This is a genomic window from Cognaticolwellia aestuarii (assembly GCF_002000025.1).
Lineage (GTDB): Bacteria > Pseudomonadota > Gammaproteobacteria > Enterobacterales > Alteromonadaceae > Cognaticolwellia > Cognaticolwellia aestuarii.
The window spans coordinates 1-24,497 of record NZ_MUZV01000010.1 but is presented as its reverse complement, the minus strand read 5'-3'; the positions used below and the strand labels follow the sequence as shown (position 1 = coordinate 24,497).

The following is a 24,497-nucleotide window of genomic DNA, read 5'->3' as shown; positions in this document are numbered from 1 at the left end:
TTTAAGTGTCGATAAGGTTAACTTTATTTGCTTTTGCTTAATGTAAGTGAACTTCAGCTAATCGCTTTTTGTTCATTGAGCAGGGTGATGAAGTGATCAAATTTAATGGGTCTGCTTAACATGTAGCCTTGTACCGAGTTACATGAGTTATTCACGAGAAATGTCAGTTGCTCTTTAGTTTCAACCCCTTCAGCAGTGACACATAAGTTTAAATTATGTGCCATAGCAATAACCGCTCGTACTATTGCCTTATCGTTATCATCGGTAACAATTTCTTTAATAAATGAACGGTCAATTTTTAAAAAATCTAATGGTAGTTTTTTTAAATATGAAAGCGAGCTGTAGCCCGTACCAAAATCGTCAACAGAAACGCTCATTCCAATCATTCTTACTTTGCTTAATAACTTCTCTGCGACAGAATAGTCGTCAACTAATACCCCCTCTGTTACCTCAAGCTCTAATAAACCTGGATTAAGTTTGTTGTCGTTAATACAGCGGCGTAAGTGAGAAAATAAATTATCGTCAGTGACCTGTGAAGGTGATAAGTTCATGGATATTTTTATTTCATAGCCTAGTTGGTTAATGGCTTTCGCTATTTGGCAAGAGCGGCTTATTACCCATTCACCCATAGCGATAATTAACCCGCTTTTTTCTGCAATGGCAATAAAATCATCAGGACCGATTAGACCTTTTTCAGGGTGATTCCAGCGGATCAGCGCTTCAGCCTTATTAATACAGTTGGTTTTGACATCAATAATGGGTTGTAAATACAATTCAAATTCGTTGTTTACTATAGCTTGTCTAAGTTCTCGTTCTATTTTAATTAAGTCATGAGAGGCATCTTTCATTGATTTTGAATAAAATTGCACTGAATTTTTTTTGTTCTTCTTGCCGTTATAAGCGCTCAAGTCGACAAATTTCATCAACTCTTCAACGCTTTGTGCATCATTGGGATAATTCGCTACCCCAATGCTGACATTAATTGAGAATAGTTCAGACTTTTTAGTTTGAAATGGTTTATTAATACTTTCTATGATGCGTTTGATGGCCAGTTCACAGGTTACTTTGCTGTCAACACCACTGAGAATGATGGCAAATTCATCACCACCAACTCTGGCAATAAAGTCAGTGGTTTTAATCATTCGGCGAATGCGTCTGCTGATTTCGACCAGTAGTTTGTCGCCTTCATTATGACCATAAAATTCATTGTGTCGCCTAAAGTCATTAATGTCGACATAGAGCAAATAAAATGGCTGCTTGGTAGCAATATGCTCTTCTAGTGTTTGCCAAAATGCAAAGCGATTTGGCAGCTCTGTTAGCATGTCTTGCATCGCAAGTAATTCATTCCGCTGGGTTAAATGCTTGATGGTGCTGATGTCATTGGCAAATATTATCCAACTTTCTACTTGGTTATTTTTATTCTTAACCGGATATAAGCCGATTTTCAGCCACTTTAACGTAGAGGGGGGTAAAATCCAGCACAATTCGCCATCCCAGCTCGATCCTGTTGAGAGTATTCGCTCATATTCAGGTAATTGGTTTTTCATTAAGCTAATAAGAATGTCTATCGGGCGAGCTGATTGTGCTTTTAAGATATCATTGTGTTTAAAAAGGCTCAGTGCGGCTGAGTTTTCAATGCTTGTAGTAAAGTCTTTGCTGGCAATTAATACAGCAAATTCAGCATTTTCAATGACTTTTGCTAGTGTTGATAACACATTACTTTGATCGCTTGGTTGATTCAAAATAGAGAGTAACCGAGTATGCAGGTACTCGTTTTTTAAAAATAAACGATCGTAAGATAATAAAACTTCACGTGCTAACTGTTTAGTTTGTTGTTGAATTTTAAAGTTTTCTAATTGATTACTAATAACTAAAATATTACGTTTTTCGTGCTTTATGGCGATAGCTTCTAAATGCAGAACAGTATTATTTGTGGTTATTTCAGTCCATAAGCCTGAGTGCAATTTGGCATTGTCTTGCTGTTGCCAGATAGTGTTAGCATCAATCAGAAAATCTAATAAGAATGGTGTATCGTCATTAATGGTAAATGCTTGTTGAGCGCTAGCTTGCGGGAATAAATCGCTTGCCCAAGGGCTACCACCTTCAAGTAGTTTTACTGTACCGGATTTGGCATCGGTAACTTCTAATACAACTTGTTCTAAAGCATTTAAAGCGGTATTAAGTAGTGAGGTCATTTTTTTCACGCTTCAATAGTAATTCAGCCAATGATGAAAACATTTGTTCGACATTGTTACCTGTTTTAGCACTGGTTAAAAATTGTAAATCGAATAAGTCTTGATAGGCTTCATATTCGCTATCATCTAAATGCCAGGTAGCCAGTAAATCACTTTTATTTATCGCTAATATTGCTGGGCAGTCAGTTACTTGACGTGCGAGCGTGTGAATGTCGATACCTTCAAGTAATGAAGACGTTCGAGTTTGATCAACAACAATAATGTAACCCGCAGCACCGCGTAAGTACTTTTCTTGAAAAACGTTATAACTATCATTGCCTTCCATGTCCCATAACAGTAAGTTAATTTGTTCATTTGCGATAGATAGCGTTTTTCTGTCAATTTTAACACCAATGGTTGTTAGGTATTTTTCACTAAAAATACCTTCGACAAACTGTTTTACTAAACTGGTTTTGCCAACACTCGATGCGCCTAATAGGCAGATTTTTTTTTGAATCAAAGCGTCACCTCCCTTTTCGACCGCTTGTTGTTTATTCATTGTACGTTTTAAAATACTACTCTTATTTACAACAGTGTCACCTTATTATTTTATTTATCCTGAGTTTGGCTACTTAGTTGTGACTATTATAAATTACGTTGAACATGACACTTCTTGCTGTACTGCTAATGTTTTTAATATCTATTTGCCCCAAACCAACCACATACATTCTATCTTTCGCTATTCCTTTGCGCTGTAATATTTCCGCGGTGTTGTTTGCTCTTTTCATACTGAGAATGTTATTGGTGCTTTTATTACCGGTGTTATCACTACTGCCTAAAATGAGTAAGCCAAAATCAATATTAAGCTCTTTAGCTATTGGCGTTAATTGTTGAATATACAAATAGAGTCGCTGCAATGATGACTGCATTTGTGGGGTGATATTTTCACTAGCCACAGAAAAGTTAAGTTGAATTGATGCTATGCGGCCAACCAATTGCTCAAACAGTTGTTGCTTAATTTCTTTGTGGGTTGATGAAGGGGTATTAGAGGCTAAATTTAATTGTTCAGTGTTTAGGTTCTCTCCTTCGGTGAAGCCGGCAATGGCTAATGTGTTGCGTAGTTGTTCGGTTTTTATTAAATCTATGGTGCCTGTAAGCATCAGGCTGTGGTTTTTCCAGCTGGCACTGATATTTGGGTATGCTGACACAATACGCTGTGCTCGTTGTTGTAATATTTGTTGGTCAAGTGAGTGGTAGTTACGTTCAGTAATCGTCAGTTGTGCGGGGTTTAACGCATTGTCTTTCAACCAATCATGAATATTTAAAGCATCAGGATCGCGTAATACATCTAAGGTAATGTCATCAAGCTGCTTTATTTTTAGTTGCTTGATAATGATCCCTGGCTGACTATCTAATTGCATTATTTTTTCGTGTAATTGTGCGCTTTTAAACCAATTAAAAGATTGATATCCCACGTAAATAACAACTAAGAATACGATCAACCAAGCCAACCAAGGTGTTTTTTTCTGCTTGGCTACGATTTCTTTTTGTTCTGATAATAGACAGTCGCGCAATAAATTATCGGCGCTATTAAAGTCTTTATTGTCGCCATTGAAACGATTAAGTTCATCGAAATATAAACTATGGATATTTTCTAGTGTTAGTTGTAGTTGATTGCTGATACTTTGCGGTGGATTGCCACTTACCGCGGCTACCACTAGTGCACTAGGCCCAGGCTTTATTAGTAAGTTAAAATTGTCGGTACTGACCGATTGTAGTTGTTCTTTTTGACCTTCTTGATCGCTTAAAAATGAGTCGCCAACAAAATCATTAATTGCGGTTAGCATGGCTGAAACTATATCCGCGTTACTTTTACTTTCATGCTCTAGAGCGACAGTATTTAATAAAAGACCCGTTTCCCTATGAATAAGAAACACGTGCTCTACACGGTAAACAAAGGTTTGTGATGCGGCATATTGAGCATAACTCACACCGCTTTGCCGTGCTTTAAAGCGCCACTTTAAGCCTTTTATGGTTAAACTATTTTCGAGTAGCTGATTAGTTTTTTCCATAAAGTCACTGAGAAAAGCAGCAACAGACTTTCTAACTAAGCTACCAACAAGGGGATATAATGAGCTAACTAATTGTTCACTATTGTGAGCAACTGATTGTTTAACCGACTCTTCGACGAATGGTTGCAGTACTTTATTAACTGAATTATCTTTTTTTTGCCTGTCATGTAAGGCTTCTGTAATTACATCAGCGACTAAGCTACGAGCATCTTTTTGTATGCTTTTTGTTATTCTACTATTTTCTTTCCCCAAGAGCAGGGTGCGTACTTTTTCTAATTGTTGCTCTGAGTCAGCATGATCTGTAGCGGCATCAGTTGGCATTATAATTGGTCGTCTTCTAAATTGGTTGCCATTGTAGCCAGTAATTTAGCGAGTGTTTTTCTGTCAGTTTTCGATGAGGTTAAGTCTTTTGAAACTGATTCTAGATGAACTTTTAATTGTGCAAGTTGATCATTGAAGTTACGGGTAAGCGACTGACTCTCAGTATCTAATGCTTGTTCTATATTTTTAAAGTCTTGTTGAGTAGCGCTAGCAAACATTTCATGCTCTGATGATAAACTGGCAAGGTTTTTCTCAATTGATGCTTCGTTATCGTCATGGTTCTTATCAAAAAGTTGTAGTTTTTGCTCAAGCTCAGAAAATCGTTGGTTTATGCTGTCTTGCATTTGTAGTAGACGATCATTGAAAGCGTTATTTTGTTTACTTAACGCTTGCTCGATGTCGTTGCGTGTTGAGGTAATTTGTTGCTTTAATTGTTGCTCAGCTGCGCCAAAAACAATTTGCCGAAGTTGGTCAAGTTCATTTACTGGAGCGACATCTGGTTGTTGCTCTTGTTTACTGTTTTTATTATTTGGCATCTATAACATTCCATTTTAGTAGATTTTTCTCTTTATTTCAGTGTAACTCAAAATTACCAAATAACCTGTTTCAAGTTATTTAGTTATTATAAACCAAGCTCTTGTCAGGTTATTACACTTCCCAAGAGTTGTCTATAAATTGCACACGATATGGTTATTTAACCTGAACTCTGGATAATGAGTGCTCGCTAAAGCACATTGAAATAGTTTAGCGTGGAATCATTGAGTGCTGAGATGGTGTGTTAAGTAAAGGTTGCAAGGCCGCAACGAGTGTTACGGCCTTTTAGCTTGCAGTAGTCAATAAAAATGACACTGTTGTACTGCTTTTGTTTAGGGCTTATGGTTAAACATTTGTGCTATAAGTAAATAGTGACTTTTTATTATTTTTAACGGGGCGAGTTTGCCAAATAGCGCCACAGCCAATAAACAAGAATAAGCCCGCTAAGCTATAGTAGATGAAGTCGTTTGGTTCTACAGTTTGTGCGCTTTGTTTATCAAGTTTTTGTCCTTCAACTTGCTGTTCTGGTTTAGTTTCCGCCGAAGAGTCATCTTTTTTCTCTAGATTTTTTTCGGCAAGTTGTTGGTTGTTCTTCGCTTGCTGGGCTTTTGCGCTAGCGGCCATTGCTTCAAGAGTTTTTGCGGCCAGTGGCGCTAAACCAAAACCTTCAGCTAGTTCATTTACATGCGCTTTTACCGCGTCATTTAAAATCACTAAGTCATTGCTATTAACCACAGCAACGTATTGTTCAACCAGTTTTTTTAAACGTTCAGGGTCTGCTTGCCAATAGTCTTTACGCTCTGCTTCGAGCATACGCTCCATCATACGGGCGAAGGCGGCAGGATTAATATCTTTAAACCATTGGTCGAGTTTTAGGTCGAGTTTGTCATTAACATAAATGTCTAGGTACTCATCCCATTGATCGTTTCTGATCAGGTTAGGATCAACGACTTGCCAGCCAAAAAAGTTATCCATTTTTGAGGCTAATGACACAGCACCCGAGTAACCTTCTTTTTGTAATTCTTTTATCCAACGCGGGTGGAACATGCGAGTACGTAATTCTTTGGCAAGAAATAAACCGGCATCTTCGGCTTTGGCGTTTTTAGCGTCACGTAAGTTGGCTATTACCATATCAGGGCTTTTACCATCAATATTGCGTACCGCTAGGCTGAGTGCGCCAAAGTACTCAAACGGGTCATCAGTACTTAACATGCCAAATAGATTTGAAGAACGAGCAAACATGGCGATGTCAGTGCCTGATAATTGTTTGGCGTAAAGCTGTACTTCTTTACCGTCAGTATTTGCCGCTTTTTGTCCCCAACGGCTGTTGTCGGCACCGAAGAAGTAACCCATTTTACCTAGATAGTTATCTGATATTTTTTTATCATTTTCCCACGTATCACTGGCCCAAGCAGCATCATCAATGCCGGTACCATAATCTCCTGATTGATTTGAGAAAATTCGAATAGTGGATAAATACTCTGCTTCTTTTTCATCAACACCTTCGGCCAGTAAATCTGCTTTTACTTTTTCACTATTTTGCCAAATCGAGTTGTTGTCTTCTTTTAATGCCGCTACCTGATTGACCGCTTTTGCTAACATTTGCATAACATTAGGAAAAGCATCACGGTATAGCCCTGTGGCTGAGACCACGACATCAATACGTGGGCGCTTTAATTCACTATAGGGAATTATTTCGGTGCCGCTAACGCGACCGCTTTTACTCCATATAGGTTTAACTCCCATGGCATATAACACCTGTGATTCTAGCACACCGTAGTGACGCATAGTTTCAATTGACCATAATGAGAAGGCCATTTTGTCTGGATAACGTTGATGTTTTTGGTAGTAGTTAGCGATCATCTTTTCTGTTAGTTCTTTACCTTGCTCATAAGCCGCTTGAGTAGGAACCCGAGCAGGATTAAAGCCAAATAAATTATAGCCAGTAGCTAAAGATTCAGGATGGCGAATAGGATCGCCGCCTGATTTGACTGGAATATATTTAGCACTCAAAAAATCAACCATGGCATCTAGCTCATGAATGCTAGTCATGCTTTTATATAGTGCTTTACCTCGTACAATGTCAGCTTGTAGCTCTGTTGTTAATTCGTTAACGGGTATCGGGCGTTCGGCTGATTCAGCGGCAGCAGCGGTAATGTAGTTTTTAACGGTTAAATAACCTGATAAGCGAGTAATGTCGTTTTCTGCCGATGTATCAAGACTCTTATCATCATTCTTCTTATTACCCTCATCATGGTTCTTTTCATGGTAAGTATGACTATGATTATCGCTGTCATCTTCATTATCTTCACCAGTTAAGCTAGCGGTATAGTATTCATGTTCAAACTCACTCGCTCGTGCAGTAAAGTCGTTGCCCAGCATTTGTACTAAGGTTGATATCGTTAAGGCTTGTTCTGGAATATAACCAAAAGTATGTAAACCGAGTGGCTGGTTAGCCGTTGCTAACGCTTCTAAGTGAATATGCAAGGCGTCGATAAACTCATCAAACGCTTGCTCAATTTGTGCTTGTTCCCATGCTAAGTCTTTACAGATATTGGTATCAAAGCATAACTGGGTTAATTGCACGGCTGTTTTTTGTTTTACGCCACCTTGGTCGAGTTGTTTATATTGATGCATTAATTCATGCAAATGTCGAATCTCGCCTTCTAATCCGGCAGCAGCAAATGGTGGTGTCATGTGTGAAATTACAGTAGCGCGGCCACGGCGTTTGGTTTGCATCGCTTCTCCAACATCATCGACAATAAATGGGTACACCACGGGCGTATCCCAAACCGCCAAATTACCTTGGTCATAAATAGATAACCCCCGCTCTTTTCCGCCTAAATACTCTTGTGAACCATGAGTACCTAAATGCACAATAGCGTCTGACTGCCAATACTCGCGGGCATAATAATAAGCGGCAAGGTAGAAATGATTGATAGGCACTAAACCTTGGTGATAAATCATGTTTTCGTCATTTTTACTATCAGAACGCGGTGGTTGTCGCATGATCAGCATATTGCCGTTGCGAATCCGTGGCAGGATAAAAAAGTGCTTACCGTTTTTTTCTACGGCCATAAAGTTGTCTTGCGGCTTGCCCCAATGGTCAGTTATTTTTTGCGTTAACTCAGTTGGCAGGGCATTAAACCAGCTTAAATAGTCATCAATCGGCATTAACTCGGCTAAGTCATTATCTAACAATTCGGTTAATTGATAATCACGATAGAAAGGGTCGAGAATTTTCTTGGCGTTGGCAACAAAATATTCTGCATCACGTTCTGCGGTGTTGTAGCCTTCATTAGCTAAGCGCTGACTAATGGCTTCAATACTTTTAGGGATATTCATAAATGACGCACCAACATCTTTGTCGCCCCAAACAAATAGGGTGAGCTTTTTATCTTTATTGGCTTTGTATTTTAAATTAACGACATTAATAGCTTTGTTCACTAGGTGCTCTAGTTGGTAGTCAATAACTTCAATTTCTTGATCTGCCATGTTCATTGCGGCCACGATCATCGGATCAATCACGCCGGCGTTTTCTGGTAGTACTAAAGTGAATGACATCATATTGGCGCTGACACCTTGCATATCAGCTTCCCATGTTTCTTTATCACCAGAATAATAAGTCATTGCTTGCATGACTGGCACATTGAATTTTTCAAACTCGACTTTACGTTGATTAGCCCAATGAATGTTACGAAAGTTGATGATTAAATCAACATCGGTTTGTTGACCAACAACCTGGCCATCTTTAGTGATTGGCAATTGTAGCAAATGGCTATAGTCGTTGGTAACAGGGCTTAGTTTGAAAAAGAACGGTACAACGTAAGCGCCTTTGGCTTCTAGTTGGGCAATGGTGGCATCAATTAATTGCGTTTGCTCAGACTCTATTAATGCGCGTTGTAATAATATTGCTATCTTAGGTTGCTGTGGCTTTGCCGAACGGCGTTTTTTATATTCAACTAAGTCGTTGATGATTAAGTTGGGCAGTTCAGGGTGATATATGCCTTGATGTGGAAATATGATCGGAGCAGGCACGGCTGAACTGTCGATCAAAGCTGAATTATTAGAAGGTTTTTTGATTATGTTGGCAGCTATATACGATAGCATGTTATCAAGATTACGACGTCCAGCATTCATCCAATAAGCTTGTAAAGTACTCGCTTTTTCAATGTTTAAGGCTTTATTCAATTTAGTATTTTGTAAATAACTAAAGGCGACCACCGCACTATCTACTTTGCTGATGGCATCGGCATAATTGTCAAAAGCAGCACTGGCTTCACGTACAGATACCGCATCAAGAATTACCAGATCATATTGATTGAAAATTGCAGCTAATGAATCGGCTTGACTCGCTGTTTCTAATAATGACTTTGCTGATTGCTGTTGAATATTCCAGTTTGAGTCGAGCTTTTTCTCAGCAACGGTTTTTAGTAGCGTTATTTTTGCTGTGTTGGTATGGGCGGTGCTGACAAAAAGTACACTGTGCTTGTTGTTTACTGTGGTTGTTGACTTTTTAGGGCTAACATCACTAGCTAGGGCGCTAACTATAAAGCCGATAGCAGAAAACAATAAGATGGAAATTTTAATTAAAAGATTGTTCATTGGATAATATCGCTACTCTTTAACGTAAATCATGCTGCCGTCGGCCATTTCGTATGCGGTACCGGCTTTTTTACCTGTACCTGCGCCTGTTTTTCCATCACTTTTAAAGCTCTCGATGGTATTGCCCTTTTTGACAATAATTTCCATATTCTCTTTGCCTTCGTTTTTAATCACTGTAACGTCTTCAGCAAGAAAAGGATTTAATGGGTTTTGTGCAATGGCAATTAATAAAGCTGCCACTAACACTAAAAATACATCGACTAAATTAACCACCGACAGTGCCGGGTTAATACCTTCATCTTCATCAAGCAACCTCATAGTTTTTCTCCACAGCTTGTACAGGTAAGGCGAGTGTTTGTTGATTGATTGCTGGCGCTTCGCTATTAATAAGTGGCATTAATGCGACAAGTTCTTCAACCATCCAGCGCTTTTTCACTGAAGCTATCCAAAAAGTAATTGACGCGATAATAAGACCAAAAATAACGGCGGAGAATGCGACGATTAAGTTTTCACTGATGCCTTGAATATTGCCATCGGCTAAGCTTTTTAAGGCTGGTCCCATCGGGATCATTGTCGCTATTAAGCCTAACATTGGCGCAAGTCGGCTAACGTTACGGACACCTTCTAGCTCTTTTAGTGCTGCGACATCGAGTTGATCTTGGCTGATATTAGGTATTTCATTTGCTAAGTTTGCCATGGGATAACCGTTTAGCACCAACTCAGGTTTACTGCCTAAGTCGTTATTGAGTAATTGGATAAATGCACGATAGTGACGGCGGCGCTGCATTGTTTGACTAAAAAATTGGCCTGTAGCAAATAGTGAATAAACAAAAAGTAGCGCAATAAGGCAAAGTACTGGCGCCATAAAAAAATCTGACAGCTGGTACATGGTTTGTTCGATCAGAGCGATCATAATATTTTCCTAGCGGTATTAAGGTAAATTTAATAAGGGAGAGTCAGGGACTCAAGGTGCGGAGAGGGGGGGCACCTTGAGTATGAGGTTTACTCTTTATTATTAGTTGCTGGCTTCGCCGGCAAGTTCAGTGACTTCATCAGCTCTGAAGCTGATGTTGCCTGAAACACCGTCAGCATTGTAGTAACTTGTTATTTGTAGTTTATGTACCTTGCTTGGTGTTTTTATTAAGTAGATATCAAATTGTGACCATAATAAATGACCACCATTGAGGGCATATTGATACCAAGGTGTGTTATCAAAAGCTTTTACGGTATGGCTGTTTGCTTGGAATTCATAGAATGAAGCTGCAGCGGGATCAATGGCATCATAGCTGTTATCAAAGTCTTGTAGAGCTTGAGCATCATCAGCAATATTAATGGTAAAATCAGCAGCGGTTTTATCAGCAACACATGGCAAGTTAATATCCCATTCATCAGCCATGGTTACTTCTTGGTTGGTGTCAAAATCAATGTAAACATGACTTACATCACCTGAACAAGTGAGCGCGGCGTCGATAACCAGCTCTTGTTCTGCTGAGAATGCTACATCACCCACACCTTGATAAGCTGTTTTGAAGGTGATTTGGCCAATACCTCTACCGGCAGTAACAATATCAGTGGCTCTAAACTTAGCAAAAGCGTCATCAGATTGCGTAATAAAGTAATGGCTATCAGCGGCAGTTACAACATGCGTTGTTGTATTGTAATCGTAAAAACCTTCAATGATATTTGATGTTACATCGCCAATAAATTTACTGTCATCTGTTGGTATATCACTGGTTGTTACCGCTAAGTAATCGTCTAATTCAGTGTCAGCGTTTGCAGCAATAAAACTGGCAGCGATTGCTGTGCCGTCAGCATTAAAGAATTCACTATTATTACCCGTAGCATGTGCTTTAACGGTATTATCACTATGCTGATTCAAATAAATGCCACTGCGTTTAAAAGCAATATCCCATGCGGTATCGTTTGCGGCTTGTTCTGTGCTGAGTTCTAAAACGGCTTGTGTATCTAAGTCATAGTAAACAAAAGCAGGCTCGCTAACGCTACCAGTACTAAAAGGACCATTAATCGCACCTTGTGTTGGCGAGGTAGGTGTTGGTTCTGGTGTCGGCGTTGGCTCTGGTGTGGTATCGTTACTTGAGCTGTCGCTACCCCCACAAGCCGTTAATAATACGCATAATGCCAAGCTAGTTAATTTAAATGGTGTAAAAAATGTTGTGTTCATGTTGGTCTCCGAAGTTATCTTAAAATTGGTAGCTAATGCCTGCACCGATAGTGCGACTACTAACAGGTCTTGCATCAAATGAAGTTTCGTTATTTATTGCTGGGTTTTTATGTTCATCAAAAATATTGTCGACGCTAATGCGCCACGATAATTGAGGCGTTATTGCTTGGTTCATCACCGCGTTAAATGTGGTGTATTGATTATTCTCAACATGTTTCTTTACCCCAAATTCGTCCTCAGGTACGGCTTCATCCGCTTGATATACCGCGTAAGCAATCAGTTCAATGTCGTAGGCATCTAGGTCGTAATTTACATTGAATTTTATTTGGTGACGTGGACGAGAAAATAAGCGTTTATTGTTGTCATCTTCACTGGTTAAGTAACTGTAATTTAGTTGTAACTGCCAATCGGTTAACGTAAGTTCAGTGCTGATATCTAGACCATGAATTGTCGCTTCACTGATGTTTTGATATTGATGAACTTCGATGCCTTGTTCAGCAGATAGTTTGTCATCAACAATTGGATCGATAAGATCGGTTGTTTTGGAGTAATGCACACTTATATCACTGCGCAAATCAAGGGTGTTGTTAGCTAAAGTGGTATTAAAGCTTAAGCTTGAATTAATTGAGTCGGCTGTTTCTGGTTGTAAATCTTTATTACCAAGTACTTTATAACCTAGTGCAGTGTGGTCAAAAGTATAAAAGCGCTCCTTTAAATTTGGCACTCGATAACTCTGGCCTATACCTGCACGCCATTGCAACTTTCCTGATTCGAAAGTGAAGTTTTTCATTGCGCTTAGACGCAGCGCATTATGCCAGCCAAAATCTGAATCATACTGGCTGCGCATACCAGCCAATATTTGATGATTTTTTTTAATCCAGTTACCTTGCGTGAAAACTTCGATACTGTGACGATTTTCATTCTCTATTTCGATAATGCCTTCATTAGGTTTAATCTGATCTAAGCTATCAGTATGAATAACACCACCGGTTACCAGTTCAATATTCTGAATTTGAAATACTTTTTGGCCGTTAATTTCTGCTAATACAATATCGGTATCACGAATACTATTTGACTGGCCGCTAGTTTCTTGATGATTGATATAACGGCCGTTAATTTGCCAAGGCGAAAGCTTATTTCTAATGCTGTTAACACCAATATCTAATTGATGTTGTGTGACATCTGTTTGATAATTAATAATCTCACTTTGCCCAGGAATGATTGAAGTATCTCTGAGCTTTTTATCATTTAACCATTGGTACTTGAACGTGGTAGCAATAACTTGATGATCTTTACTGGTACTTAACGTGAGAAACTTTTTATCGACACTAGCGGCATTTTGATTAACCGTATCACGATTATAATCGTAACCTTGATCATCAATAATTAAGGCATTTAACTGCGTACGCCAGCCGGAAAATATATCAATAGCCTGTATTTTTACAGTATGGTTGAAGTCACCATCTTCGATGGTATTGCCTTGATACTGACTAATATCATAATCAAGATTAAGCGCTGGTTCGTTTGTTTTGTTGGTAATTATATTAATTACTCCTCCCATTGCCGAGCTACCGTACATGACAGATGCAGCACCACGAATAACCTCTATTTGAGCGATATTGCTGGCAGGCACTTGGTCTAAATCTGCTGAAGATCCTGTTGGACTAATAATTGGCTGACCATCAATAAGTACTAAAACATGGTCACCATCAAAGCCTTGCATTTGAATGTTATAGCCGTCTTTAGCACTACGTTTTACTACCACACCCGGAATATAATTAAGCGCTTGCGCTAATGTGCCTTGACTGATTTTCGAAATAATTTCACCGTCAATAACGTCCACTAAAACAGGGGAGTTACTTAATAATTTTGCTGTGCGGGTGCCGGTAACAACGATATGTTCGGTTTGCTCTTTGTCTGGCGTTACTTGCGCTATTGTTTCAATAGGCAAGGCCAAAATTAGCGCCGAGAGGCTAGCTTTAATATACATGTTTATTAATACCAATAGGAATCTAAATGCGAATGATTATCGGTTGCGATCGTAATGGTAAGAGGAATAAATAGCAAGCTAAATTATTCATTCTCTTGTATTACATTTTTGCTGAGTGCGCTGATGGTTTATTAAAAAGCTTGTTGTTATGTGAAATGTACCTATAAATACAACTTTTTATTTTGTTCATTTACGATGAAAAGTCGATACCAGTGAGCTCAGTGCAGTGGTATCAATCTTTCTGAGCTCTACTGTTGAACCCCTTGTTCGTTATGCTCAGTGACTTGACTGTCATTCACCGTTAGCACTTTCATATTGCTAGCCAATATAATGACTATACCCAAGCCACTTGGAAATGCAGTTTCAGCGTTAAGCTAGGAAATCAGAGCAAGGCGCAGCACACAGATAATGGTTATTCTCGATAATAGCGCCTGCATTATCCTAATGCCCTACATCCCTGTGGGAACCTTATCAAGCGCTGTACAGCTTTTTTGCTCCAGACAAAAGCTAAGTACATACATCCATGTATGCAACGTTGTACTGTTTTTCTAGCTTAGCTCCCGCAGGGCAAGGCGATAAAGGGCCACCTCCGGCGTTATTGATTTTGACAATGGAACAAGCATTCTCTTCAATCAATGCCTTGGTACTAAACCTTTTTCGACTTGCAAAATCCTGTATTTTCATGTGGTTTGGGTATATATCTATAGTCAATCAAAAATATTCTGAGGCAAGTTAAGTGAAATAGTTTGCTAAAAGCGCCTATCTATATAAGTAGTTCAAGATAATTTGAATGTAATGAATGGTAAAGCCCGGAACTTAATGTGCTGTAGCCCGCTCTATAGTATTACATATAGCAATCAACTTTAACCTGGAGTTATTTATGCAAGATGATAATCAATTGACTGTTGCTAATCCGATCTCTAATTATTTAGATGCCGCTGCGCTATTTATGTTACTCGTCGCCATTGCACTTGTTGCCTAGGTAGCTCAAAAGCTAAAGTGTAGCTATTTTCATAGCTTTAGGTGGTTGATAATCACTCATATGCTTGTTGCACCATGATTTAGATAAATACTGACAAGGAAAGATCAGCGCTACTTTGTAGTCATTTTTATCGTCCGGGCTGTAAAGTGTATTTTTACGCGTTTGTTTTGCAATATTAACAGCCGCTGTATAAATGTTTTTTAGGAATTGAGCTTTCAGCTAAGGCTTGATTGCTTGGCAGCTCTGTTGTGCCATCAAGCAGGTAAATCACTTTTTCACCACGCTCTGCGAGATCCAAAGCATGTTGAACATTGATTAAAATACTTGATGATATATCTTGAGGAAACTTGCTAGCGTCGCGTCTGATATATTCTATGATATCTGTATTGACCTCTTGATCGTAAAATACAGCATCAGCAAACTGCATTTCTTTGTGCGCATTCAGTGTTAAGTTGTCAGGATTACCGTCACCGGTATGAATAAAGACAATTTCACCTTCAGGTGGTGGTGTTTGTTTTTGTAAACTGGCAATGAGTTGTTGCTCGGCTTGAATTGTATTGCCGTCTAAAATAGCCTGTCCGATACCACCACGTAATGTCTGCTCCCAGAACGAACGACGGTCACGTATACTTTTAACGCGTGCTTTGACATGATCTCTGAACTTAAATGAAAAATCAGCTAATTTACCATAGCCATTAGGGAGTGTTTTTTCAATTTGCTCTCTGAGCATGCGCAGGAGTATGGGGGCGCTACCCGAGCTAGACATGGCAATAATCATTGGGGCACGATCAATTATCGCTGGCGTGATGTAATTACACAGTTCTGGCTGGTCAACAACATTAGTAAGTAACTTTAACTGGCTGCTTTCTGCTGCGACAGCGCTATTAACTTCACAGCTGTCGGTTGCTGCAATAACGATATTATAATTATTGAGGTGTCCCGGTTGATAGTTATGCTTGAGCCAAGTTAACTTGTGCAAATTGACTAAACGTTCAACACTAGCATTAAGTGTTTCAGACATAATTGTAATTTTGGTGGTTGATTTTAATAATAAATCAATCTTACGGGCAGCAACTTCGCCACCACCTATTATCATGGCGTTGATGTAATTGGCGTCTAGATAAATAGGGAAATATTTCATTGTTATAATACTCTATGGTTTAGCTCTACTTATAATATGTCTAACGGCTTTGTTATTCACATTTATTTTAAAAAGATAATAGTGCTTTACTGATAGCTAAGCCATTACTATCACCATAAATATATTGACCTGGAATAAAGGTTAGGTCAGCAAAGTTAATAGTGCTGTTAATTTCACCTTTACCTAATTTTTCAGTTTTTATTGGGCAACAACCAAGGGCTTTTACTGCCAGTGGTAATGTAGCAATAGTGCCGGCATCACGTATACAACCATTGATAATGATTGCTTGCCAACCGTTTTCTACGGCTTGTTCAGCAAGCATATCACCGAGCAAAGCATTTGTAAGGCTTGCTTTGCCATCAACAACCATGACTTTATTTCTGCCATCAGTGGCCACCAGTTCTTTCACTTTCGAGTTGTCGTTATAACAACTGACCGTCACTATTTCACCGTGAAATAACTTTTTGCCGCCATAGTCATTAAAAATCGGCTGTGCCAATGAAAGCTTGTCGGCATGCATATCAAATAAATCAGGCAGTAAATCTAGCATAAGTATCCTTATATAATGAATGAGTGCAATATCACTTTATCAGAACATTGAACTGGGATCTGTTAACAGACGCAATAGTGAGTATTACGCTTATTTATTTTACTCGCGTCTACGATTTAGCCCATGAAAGTTTTTGAACCGTTAGTATCTAGTTAAAGTGGCTATTCTGTCTCGATATAGAATGATAAACTAGCGAAAATTTTTTGATGAGATTAAACATGCCTTGGATCCAGCTTAGATTAAGTGCGAATGAAGAGACGGCAGAAAAGTATAGTGATTGGCTAAGTGCCTGTGGTGCACAAGCTGTCACCTTTATTGATGCTAAAGATACACCTATATATGAGCCTCTGCCTGGTGATGAAGTTATCTATTGGAATAATACCGTAGTTATGGGGCTATACGATGCTAGCCATGATATGGATAAGGTACTGAATTACTTAAAAGGTATTCACCCAGATAAAGATAAAATGGCTTATAAGCTTGAACAGCTTGAAGATAAAGATTGGGAACGTGAATGGATGGACAATTTTCATCCGATGAAGTTTGGTCAACGCCTATGGATTTGCCCAAGCTGGCGTGATGTACCTGATCCAACAGCAGTAAATGTGATGCTCGATCCCGGCTTAGCATTTGGTACTGGCACACACCCAACAACGGCATTATGTTTAACTTGGCTCGATGGTTTAGATCTTGAAGGTAAAACCGTAGTCGATTTTGGTTGTGGTTCAGGTATTTTATCACTGGCTGCGCTTAAATTGGGCGCGAAGAAAGTTATTGGTATTGATATCGACCCACAAGCATTGCAAGCTAGTTTAGAAAACGCAAAGCGTAACCAATGCGAAGATCGCTTAGCATTATACTTACCTAAAGATCAGCCCGAATTTAAAGCCGACGTTGTCGTGGCAAATATCCTAGCAGGGCCATTACGTGAACTTGCTCCAGTGATTATTGAATATGTTGCTAGCAATGGCGTACTTGCATTATCTGGTGTTTTGGAAGAGCAGGCAGAGCAATTACAAACTATTTATGGCGAATATTGTCAGATGGATGCGGTAGCGGTGCAAGATGAATGGGTGCGTTTATCAGGTATTCGTAAATAGTCAACGCTAAATGTCTTAAAAAATGAGCAGCTTTTGTTATCAATTTGTACAGAAACTGCTCGCATCAACACTTTATAAAAAGTCAATATAAAAAACGTGAAAAAAAGCGCTTTTTGGTCAATTTATATCCTTTTCAATCCTAAAAAAAACGCGTAAACTTAGCGCCCTTTTGACTAGTAGCTCAAAAAAACACCAGCGTGAAGATAGGTCCATACACATTAGCGAGCAATACTATGCTTGCACCCATGGCGGGAATTACCGACCAACCATTCAGACAATTATGTTGTCAGATGGGGGCAGGTTTAGCTGTATCAGAAATGATGTCATCTAACCCAAAAGTGTGGAATACCGGTAAATCTCAACGTCGGATGGAACATAGCGAAGAAGCAGGTATACGGTCGGTGCAAATTGCCGGTTCTGATCCTGAAGAATTAGCTTTTGCTGCCAAGTTTAATGCTGATAGCGGTGCACAGATTATTGATATCAATATGGGCTGCCCAGCAAAAAAGGTAAACAAAAAATTAGCAGGTTCAGCGTTATTGAAAGAACCCGCTTTAGTCGAGCAAATTGTAAAAGCTGTGGTTAATGCGGTAGATATTCCGGTAACGTTGAAAATTCGAACTGGTTGGTGTGAAAACACTCGCAATGGTATTGAAATAGCCAATATCGCTGAGCATAACGGTATTCAATCACTTGCTGTTCATGGCCGTACACGTAACGACTTTTATAAAGGCGATGCGGAGTACGACACCATAAAAGCAATTAAGCAAGCGGTGAGTATACCTATTGTTGCTAATGGCGATATTACTTGTGCGGAAAAAGCGGCACAGGTGCTTAATTACACTGGGGCTGATGCCATTATGGTTGGCCGTGGTGCCCAAGGGAAACCTTGGATTTTTCGAGAAATTAATCATTTTTTGAAAACGGGTAGGCATTTGTCTGCTCCTTCTATGGATGAAGTGCGCTCAGTGTTAATTGGGCATGTAATGGAATTACACAACTTTTACGGTGACTTTATGGGTGTACGCTTTGCCCGTAAACATGTTTCTTGGTACATGCAAACGCATGAACAAGGAAAATCGTTTCGCTCTATTTTTAATGCATTCGAGTCAGTTACTGAACAACTTGACGCATTAACTATGTATTTTGATAATTTAACTTTAGAAAGAGTCTGAACTTTATGTTTGAACAAAATATTTCCTCTCCATTTATTACCGGTGATTTACAAACTCAGACAAAGGCATCGCCTTTACGCACACAAGCAAAAGTAGCTATTAAAAACTACTTGTCTCAGTTAAACGGTAATGACGTTGATGATATGTACGACCTTGTACTTTCAGAAATTGAAGCGCCAATGCTTGAAGAAGTCATGCAATACACGCGTGGTAACCAAACCCGCGCGGCAAACTTATTAGGCATCAACCGTGGTACATTACGTAAAAAGTTAAAAAAATACGGCATGAACTAAGAAATACGACAGGCTAGCCTGTCAATTAAAAGCACCCTCGGGTGCTTTTTTGTTTTTAGGGATATAAAAGTTATCCAATTAGTCAACTTTTATCCCGCAAAGTAAATATCGCATATCAATGATAAAGGACGCGATAAAGCGCTAAGCTCACTGCCAAGGACATGTGTCATAGGCCAGACAACCATTTTAATTTATAGGTAATTAGAAAAACCATGCATACACCACGCCCAATCAAACGTGCACTATTAAGTGTTTCAGATAAAACCGGTATTGTAGAATTTGCTCGCTCGCTATCAGAAAAAGGTGTTGACCTTTTATCAACGGGTGGTACTGCCAAATTATTGGCTGAAAATGGTATAAAAGTAACGGAAGTATCTGATTATACAGGCCACCCAGAAATTATGGATGGTCGTGTTAAGACTTTACACCCGAAAGTACATGGTGGCATTTTAGCGCGTCGTGATATGGACGAAGCGGTAATGGCCGAAAACAATATCAGTGCTATTGATTTGGTTGTGGTAAATCTTTACCCATTTGCTGATGCTGTTGCTGATGAAAATTGTTCATTAGAAAATGCAATTGAAAATATCGATATTGGCGGCCCAACGATGGTGCGCGCAGCTGCTAAAAATCATAAAGATGTTACTATTGTGGTTAATGCGCATGATTACGAACGAGTACTGGCAGAGATGGCAGACAATAATGGTTCTTTGGTCTATCAAACGCGTTTTGACTTAGCGATTGCAGCTTATGAACATACTGCTGCTTACGACGGCATGATCGCAAACTATTTTGGTAAGATGTTACCGGCATACGGCAACAAAGAAGCGCAAAGTAAAGAAACACAGAAGTTCCCTCGCACTTTTAATAATCAATTTATTAAAGCTCAAGACTTACGTTACGGTGAAAATTCACATCAAGATGCTGCTTTTTATGTAGAAGCTAATCCAGAAGAAGCGTCAGTGTCTACTGCTAAGCAAATTCAAGGTAAGGCGTTATCATATAACAACATCGCTGATACTGATGCCGCATTAGAGTGCGTAAAAGAATTTGATGAAGCCGCTTGTGTAATTGTCAAACATGCTAATCCTTGTGGTGTTGCAATTGGTGATAATATTTTAGCCGCTTATGAAAGTGCTTTTAAAACTGATCCTACTTCAGCTTTTGGTGGCATTATTGCTTTTAACCGTGAATTAGATGCTGATACGGCAGAGGCAATTGTATCTCGTCAGTTTGTTGAAGTCATTATTGCACCAAGTGTTTCTGACGCCGCAGCGCAAATTGTTGCTGCAAAACCTAATGTGCGTTTACTTGTTTGTGGCTTATGGTCAGCTAAAACTACGGGTCTAGATTACAAACGTGTAAATGGTGGTTTGTTAGTACAAGACCGTGACCAAGGTAAAGTCGCTGCTGATGAATTAACCGTAGTGACTAAACGCCAACCAACAGATGCTGAAATGCGCGATCTGCAATTTTGTTGGAAAGTCGCAAAGTACGTGAAATCGAATGCCATTGTGTATGTTAAGAATAGTATGACTATTGGTGTAGGTGCTGGCCAAATGAGCCGTGTTTATTCAGCAAAAGTTGCTGGTATCAAAGCTGCGGATGAAAATTTAGAGGTTGCGGGTTCTGTTATGGCATCAGATGCTTTTTTCCCATTTCGTGATGGTTTAGATGCAGCAGCAGCAGCGGGAATTACGGCTGTCATTCAGCCTGGTGGTTCTATGCGTGATAATGAAGTTATTGCCGCGGCAGATGAACACAATATCGCTATGGTATTCACCGGTATGCGTCATTTCCGTCATTAATGATGAAGTAGGATAAGAAAAGCCCTTATAGGTGATTTTCTTATCCGCGTCACAGTAAGGTGTATGCCTAGGCTAAGTAATGCTTAGGCCTACACGATTAAGTTAACATGCTAGTTTTCGTCGATAAAATGAAGCGTTCTGCACTGAACATCTGAAAGAAATCTGTTATAAATAGTGTCTGTTTAACATTCGGTTTATAGTTCTGTTACCTTGGTAAAAGCTTAACAGTTGCTAGCCACTCTATAATTTACTCGTTAATGGAAGATAACAATGCATACAACAGCTCAAACTATAAAAAAAGTTTTCACTGCCTCAATCATCTCAGCCAGTCTATTATGTTCAGGATTTGCCAGCGCTCATCAAGACGTTGACCATCAAAGTCAGCTTGAACAAGCCATTTCTGGCGAGCACCGCTCAGCAAAAAATAAAGCCCGTGATGAATTTCGTCATCCAAAAGAAACTTTAGAGTTTTTTGGCTTTAAGTCATCAATGACCGTGGTTGAAATTACACCAGGTGGTGGTTGGTACACTGAAATTTTAGCTCCTGCTGTAAAAGGCAAAGGTAAGCTATATGGCGCTCATTATCCTGATACCGGCGAAGACAACTATTACAGTAACTCTCGCAAGCAGTTAGTTAAAAAATTAGCCAGTGATCCAGTATTTAGCGAAGTAGAGTTGACTAATTTTGTTCCTCGCAAAGAGAGCGAGCTTGCACCTGCAGGCACCGCTGATTTGGTTTTAACTTTCCGCAACCTACATAACTGGCGTGATGCTGGAGTTGAGCAAGCATTTAAAGATGCTTACAAAGCCTTGAAAAAAGGGGGCGTGCTAGGCGTTGTTGAGCACCGTCTACCTGAAGGTGTCGATCCTAAAAAGGCCATGGGGTATGTTTCTCAAAGTAAAACTATCGAGCAAGCAAAAGCGGCGGGTTTTACCCTAGCAGCAAGTAGTGAAATAAACGCTAATGCTAAAGATAAGGCTGTTTACCCAAAAGGAGTATGGACTTTACCACCAGTATTACGCTTAGGTGATACTGATAAGGCTAAGTATATGGCGATTGGCGAAAGTGATAGAATGACATTAAAATTTGTAAAATAAACTAATAAAGCTGCTATAACATAATGCCTTTGTTGTAGTGGCTTTAAAACTTTAGGAATTTAAGTACATGAATGTTTTGGTAATTGGTAGTGGCGGTCGTGAACATGCGTTGGCATGGAAAGCTGCACAATCATCCTCAGTAACAAAAGTATTTGTTGCCCCTGGTAACGCAGGTACAGCAACAGAAAGCAAATTAGAAAATATTAATATTTCTGTCGGAGATATCCCCGCCTTAGTCAACTTTGCTAAGGACAACAGCGTTGTTTTAACGATTGTTGGTCCAGAGCAGCCTTTGGTTGACGGTATTGTTGACACCTTTCAAGCTGAAGGTTTAATGATTTTTGGGCCTAGTGCTAAAGCTGCGCAACTTGAGGGATCTAAATCATTCACAAAAGACTTCTTAGCAAGAAATAATATTCCTACTGGTGCTTACCAGAATTTTACTGAAATCGAACCTGCTCTTGCCTATGTTCGCCAACAGGGCGCGCCAATTGTTATTAAGGCTGACGGTCTTGCTGCAGGCAAAGGAGTTATTGTTGCGATGACGCTAGAAGAAGCAGAAAACGCAATTAGAGATATGCTTGCTGGTAATGCTTTTGGCGATGCAGGCCATCGAGTAGTAATTGAAGAGTTCTTAGAAGGTGAGGAAGCCAGCTTTATTGTCATGGTTGACGGTAAAAATATTTTAGCATTTGCAACCAGTCAAGATCATAAGCGCGCTTATGATGGAGACAAAGGACCAAATACCGGTGGTATGGGGGCATATTCTCCAGCGCCAGTAGTGACATCTGAAATTCACCAACGCGCAATGAATGAAGTTATCATACCTACTGTTGAAGGTATGGCAAAAGAGGGCGCACCTTATACCGGCTTTTTGTACGCTGGCTTAATGATAGATAATGAGGGCACACCGAAAGTTATTGAATATAATTGTCGTTTTGGTGATCCTGAAACTCAGCCGATCATGATGCGTTTAAAATCTGACCTTGTTGAGCTATGCATAATGGCATGTCGTGGTGAGTTAGATAAAGCTACAATTGATTTTGATCCTCGTCCCGCTGTTGGTGTGGTATTAGCGGCGGCCGGATATCCAGGTAATTACCCGAAAGGAGATGTTATTTGCGGGCTTGATAAAAATAAGGCGATTGACCGTAAAACATTCCATGCAGGTACGAGTGTAAAAGCAGGTGAGGTTGTTACCGCAGGTGGTCGAGTACTCTGTGCAACAGCATTAGGTGATAATGTCACTCAAGCACAACGTAGTGCTTACGAGCTATTACAAGAAATTTCTTGGCCAGGTGTTGAGTACCGCACTGATATTGCATATCGTGCGATTGAGCGTGAACAACATTAGACTTTGATTTACAAACACTTAAATAAAAAGCCCAGTATTAACTTGGGCTTTTTTATCAACTATAATTATTAGCTATCAATTATTTAATTTAGCTAACGTTTCCTTTTTAGCCCCGCCAGCTATTGCAGCTGCAATCACCGAGTCTCTGTCAAATCCAGAGTCAATCGCCGCATTAACAATATCTGTATTATGATTATCAGTACTTTTATTGACTGCTGTAGCAACAACAGTGTCGGCTTGCCCAGGGAATAAACGTAAGATACCTTTAACGATACTTGTTGCTTGATCAGGGATAGCCGTTATGGCGGCAGTGAGAATATCTAATAATTTGCTTGGGTGATTTGTTACCGTGTTATTAACTATATTACTGGTGTCATAAGGCTCAGCTTTTATAGCAACGCGGACAATGTTTTCAATTTCGCTAGGGCTAAACAGTACCGCCGTATTTACAATTTCTTGGGCATAAGCAGGTTCAGCTTCAATAGCAATTTGCACTAATTCACTACTAGGAGCGACATTAGCTTTAATAGCATTCTCTATAACATCACAAGCAAGTACTGGTTCTGCTGATAAAGCACCTTCCATTATCTGACGATACTCTTCAGGGTAGCGCTTAAGTGCAACAGCCATGACAACATCAACTTTTTCAGGATACCTTGCCAATATTGAATGCACGCTACTCTGTACGGATCGATGTTTTTTAACTTGTTGATTTAATATCTTAGCTATTAAGTGTTCTTGTTTGTATTCAGCAATATCCTTTGCTATGACGGCATTAGACATGCCAGCAAGAATTAACAAGATGAGAAGTTTTTTCATTTGTTATGCTCTCTGTATGCATAGCGTGGTAATCCATGCTATTTGAATATTATTATTTTTATGTCAAAACAATATAGAGTATAAATAACTTTATATCTCCTGTGTATTTGTACATGAAAATTAGGTTTCGCTTTAAATAATGTGATAATAAAAACTTAATATTGCCTTGGTTAGTCTGTTTAATGTCCGAATAGTTCAATAAAAAAGCAAACAAACCACTTTTATCAATTTAATTGCAATTAGCGGTTGACGCGGGGCGATAAATCTCTAAAATGCGCTCCACTTCTTCGGGACAAGTC

The 24,497-nt window shown here is 39.4% G+C and carries 18 protein-coding genes; 6 read left to right on the top strand and 12 right to left on the bottom strand.

Features of this window, described 5'->3' with window-relative positions:
* Positions 1 to 53: 53 nt before the first annotated feature.
* The 11 genes from B0169_RS14890 to B0169_RS14835 form a co-directional block, all read right to left on the bottom strand.
* On the bottom strand, positions 54 to 2,195 hold the full coding sequence (locus B0169_RS14890) for a putative bifunctional diguanylate cyclase/phosphodiesterase (protein ID WP_077287229.1): 2,142 nt from the start codon (positions 2,193 to 2,195) through the stop codon (positions 54 to 56).
* A complete protein-coding gene (locus B0169_RS14885; RefSeq protein ID WP_077287514.1) occupies positions 2,179 to 2,694 on the bottom strand; it encodes a Rab family GTPase in 516 nt (171 codons plus the stop codon). Before B0169_RS14885 ends, B0169_RS14890 begins: the two co-directional genes overlap by 17 nt.
* A 112-nt stretch (positions 2,695 to 2,806) precedes the next feature.
* Positions 2,807 to 4,567 carry an OmpA family protein gene (locus B0169_RS14880; protein ID WP_077287227.1) on the bottom strand — a complete coding sequence of 587 codons (1,761 nt, stop codon included), beginning with the start codon at positions 4,565 to 4,567 and terminating at the stop codon, positions 2,807 to 2,809.
* Positions 4,567 to 5,103 (bottom strand): hypothetical protein, encoded by a 537-nt coding sequence (locus B0169_RS14875; protein WP_077287226.1) that lies wholly within the window; start codon positions 5,101 to 5,103, stop codon positions 4,567 to 4,569. Before B0169_RS14875 ends, B0169_RS14880 begins: the two co-directional genes overlap by 1 nt.
* A gap of 343 nt (positions 5,104 to 5,446) precedes the next feature.
* Positions 5,447 to 9,706: a cobaltochelatase subunit CobN gene (locus B0169_RS14870; protein ID WP_077287223.1), complete on the bottom strand. Its 4,260-nt coding sequence runs from the start codon at positions 9,704 to 9,706 to the stop codon at positions 5,447 to 5,449.
* Between the two features lie 12 nt (positions 9,707 to 9,718).
* Positions 9,719 to 10,024, bottom strand: a complete 306-nt coding sequence (locus tag B0169_RS14865) for a DUF2149 domain-containing protein (RefSeq protein WP_077287221.1) — start codon at positions 10,022 to 10,024, stop codon at positions 9,719 to 9,721.
* A complete protein-coding gene (locus B0169_RS14860) occupies positions 10,011 to 10,619 on the bottom strand; it encodes a MotA/TolQ/ExbB proton channel family protein (RefSeq protein ID WP_077287219.1) in 609 nt (202 codons plus the stop codon). The genes B0169_RS14865 and B0169_RS14860 overlap by 14 nt, the downstream gene beginning before the upstream one ends.
* A gap of 102 nt (positions 10,620 to 10,721) precedes the next feature.
* Positions 10,722 to 11,888 carry an HmuY family protein gene (locus B0169_RS14855; RefSeq protein WP_077287217.1) on the bottom strand — a complete coding sequence of 389 codons (1,167 nt, stop codon included), beginning with the start codon at positions 11,886 to 11,888 and terminating at the stop codon, positions 10,722 to 10,724.
* 19 nt (positions 11,889 to 11,907) lie between these two features.
* Complete coding sequence (locus B0169_RS14850; protein WP_077287215.1) at positions 11,908 to 13,878, bottom strand: TonB-dependent receptor plug domain-containing protein; 1,971 nt, start codon at positions 13,876 to 13,878, stop codon at positions 11,908 to 11,910.
* A gap of 1,157 nt (positions 13,879 to 15,035) precedes the next feature.
* Positions 15,036 to 16,001 (bottom strand): siroheme synthase, encoded by a 966-nt coding sequence (locus B0169_RS14840; RefSeq protein ID WP_077287212.1) that lies wholly within the window; start codon positions 15,999 to 16,001, stop codon positions 15,036 to 15,038.
* A 67-nt stretch (positions 16,002 to 16,068) separates the two neighbouring features.
* Complete coding sequence (locus B0169_RS14835; protein WP_077287210.1) at positions 16,069 to 16,551, bottom strand: putative 4-hydroxy-4-methyl-2-oxoglutarate aldolase; 483 nt, start codon at positions 16,549 to 16,551, stop codon at positions 16,069 to 16,071.
* Between the two features lie 218 nt (positions 16,552 to 16,769).
* On the opposite strand from B0169_RS14835, the gene prmA reads away from it, so the two are divergent.
* The 6 genes from prmA to purD all read left to right on the top strand — a co-directional run bounded on the left by prmA (position 16,770) and on the right by purD (position 23,379).
* Entirely contained in the window at positions 16,770 to 17,651 is an 882-nt protein-coding gene (prmA, locus tag B0169_RS14830; RefSeq protein ID WP_077287208.1) for a 50S ribosomal protein L11 methyltransferase, read from the top strand.
* Between the two features lie 197 nt (positions 17,652 to 17,848).
* The gene (gene dusB, locus B0169_RS14825) at positions 17,849 to 18,826 is read left to right on the top strand and encodes a tRNA dihydrouridine synthase DusB (RefSeq protein WP_077287206.1); all 978 of its coding nucleotides are present in this window, start codon (positions 17,849 to 17,851) and stop codon (positions 18,824 to 18,826) included.
* Positions 18,827 to 18,831: 5 nt separating this feature from the next.
* Positions 18,832 to 19,119 carry a DNA-binding transcriptional regulator Fis gene (fis, locus tag B0169_RS14820; protein WP_044832893.1) on the top strand — a complete coding sequence of 96 codons (288 nt, stop codon included), beginning with the start codon at positions 18,832 to 18,834 and terminating at the stop codon, positions 19,117 to 19,119.
* Positions 19,120 to 19,331: 212 nt separating this feature from the next.
* On the top strand, positions 19,332 to 20,927 hold the full coding sequence (gene purH, locus B0169_RS14815) for a bifunctional phosphoribosylaminoimidazolecarboxamide formyltransferase/IMP cyclohydrolase (protein ID WP_077287204.1): 1,596 nt from the start codon (positions 19,332 to 19,334) through the stop codon (positions 20,925 to 20,927).
* Positions 20,928 to 21,197: 270 nt separating this feature from the next.
* The gene (locus B0169_RS14810) at positions 21,198 to 22,025 is read left to right on the top strand and encodes a class I SAM-dependent methyltransferase (RefSeq protein WP_077287202.1); all 828 of its coding nucleotides are present in this window, start codon (positions 21,198 to 21,200) and stop codon (positions 22,023 to 22,025) included.
* Between the two features lie 67 nt (positions 22,026 to 22,092).
* A complete protein-coding gene (purD, locus tag B0169_RS14805) occupies positions 22,093 to 23,379 on the top strand; it encodes a phosphoribosylamine--glycine ligase (protein ID WP_077287200.1) in 1,287 nt (428 codons plus the stop codon).
* A 75-nt stretch (positions 23,380 to 23,454) separates the two neighbouring features.
* On the opposite strand, the gene B0169_RS14800 is transcribed toward purD, so the two are convergent.
* Positions 23,455 to 24,198: a hypothetical protein gene (locus B0169_RS14800; protein WP_077287198.1), complete on the bottom strand. Its 744-nt coding sequence runs from the start codon at positions 24,196 to 24,198 to the stop codon at positions 23,455 to 23,457.
* Between the last annotated feature and the right edge of the window lie 299 nt (positions 24,199 to 24,497).

Excerpts from the sequence above, each read along its gene's own strand:
- B0169_RS14890 (WP_077287229.1), bottom strand. The coding sequence starts at position 2,195 with ATGACCTCACTACTTAATACCGCTTTAAATGCTTTAGAACAAGTTGTA.
- B0169_RS14880 (WP_077287227.1), bottom strand. The coding sequence starts at position 4,567 with ATGCCAACTGATGCCGCTACAGATCATGCTGACTCAGAGCAACAATTA.
- B0169_RS14875 (WP_077287226.1), bottom strand. The coding sequence starts at position 5,103 with ATGCCAAATAATAAAAACAGTAAACAAGAGCAACAACCAGATGTCGCT.
- B0169_RS14870 (WP_077287223.1), bottom strand. The coding sequence starts at position 9,706 with ATGAACAATCTTTTAATTAAAATTTCCATCTTATTGTTTTCTGCTATC.
- B0169_RS14865 (WP_077287221.1), bottom strand. The coding sequence starts at position 10,024 with ATGAGGTTGCTTGATGAAGATGAAGGTATTAACCCGGCACTGTCGGTG.
- B0169_RS14860 (WP_077287219.1), bottom strand. The coding sequence starts at position 10,619 with ATGATCGCTCTGATCGAACAAACCATGTACCAGCTGTCAGATTTTTTT.
- B0169_RS14855 (WP_077287217.1), bottom strand. The coding sequence starts at position 11,888 with ATGAACACAACATTTTTTACACCATTTAAATTAACTAGCTTGGCATTA.
- B0169_RS14850 (WP_077287215.1), bottom strand. The coding sequence starts at position 13,878 with ATGTATATTAAAGCTAGCCTCTCGGCGCTAATTTTGGCCTTGCCTATT.
- B0169_RS14840 (WP_077287212.1), bottom strand. The coding sequence starts at position 16,001 with ATGAAATATTTCCCTATTTATCTAGACGCCAATTACATCAACGCCATG.
- B0169_RS14835 (WP_077287210.1), bottom strand. The coding sequence starts at position 16,551 with ATGCTAGATTTACTGCCTGATTTATTTGATATGCATGCCGACAAGCTT.
- prmA (WP_077287208.1), top strand. The coding sequence starts at position 16,770 with ATGCCTTGGATCCAGCTTAGATTAAGTGCGAATGAAGAGACGGCAGAA.
- fis (WP_044832893.1), top strand. The coding sequence starts at position 18,832 with ATGTTTGAACAAAATATTTCCTCTCCATTTATTACCGGTGATTTACAA.
- purH (WP_077287204.1), top strand. The coding sequence starts at position 19,332 with ATGCATACACCACGCCCAATCAAACGTGCACTATTAAGTGTTTCAGAT.
- B0169_RS14810 (WP_077287202.1), top strand. The coding sequence starts at position 21,198 with ATGCATACAACAGCTCAAACTATAAAAAAAGTTTTCACTGCCTCAATC.
- purD (WP_077287200.1), top strand. The coding sequence starts at position 22,093 with ATGAATGTTTTGGTAATTGGTAGTGGCGGTCGTGAACATGCGTTGGCA.
- B0169_RS14800 (WP_077287198.1), bottom strand. The coding sequence starts at position 24,198 with ATGAAAAAACTTCTCATCTTGTTAATTCTTGCTGGCATGTCTAATGCC.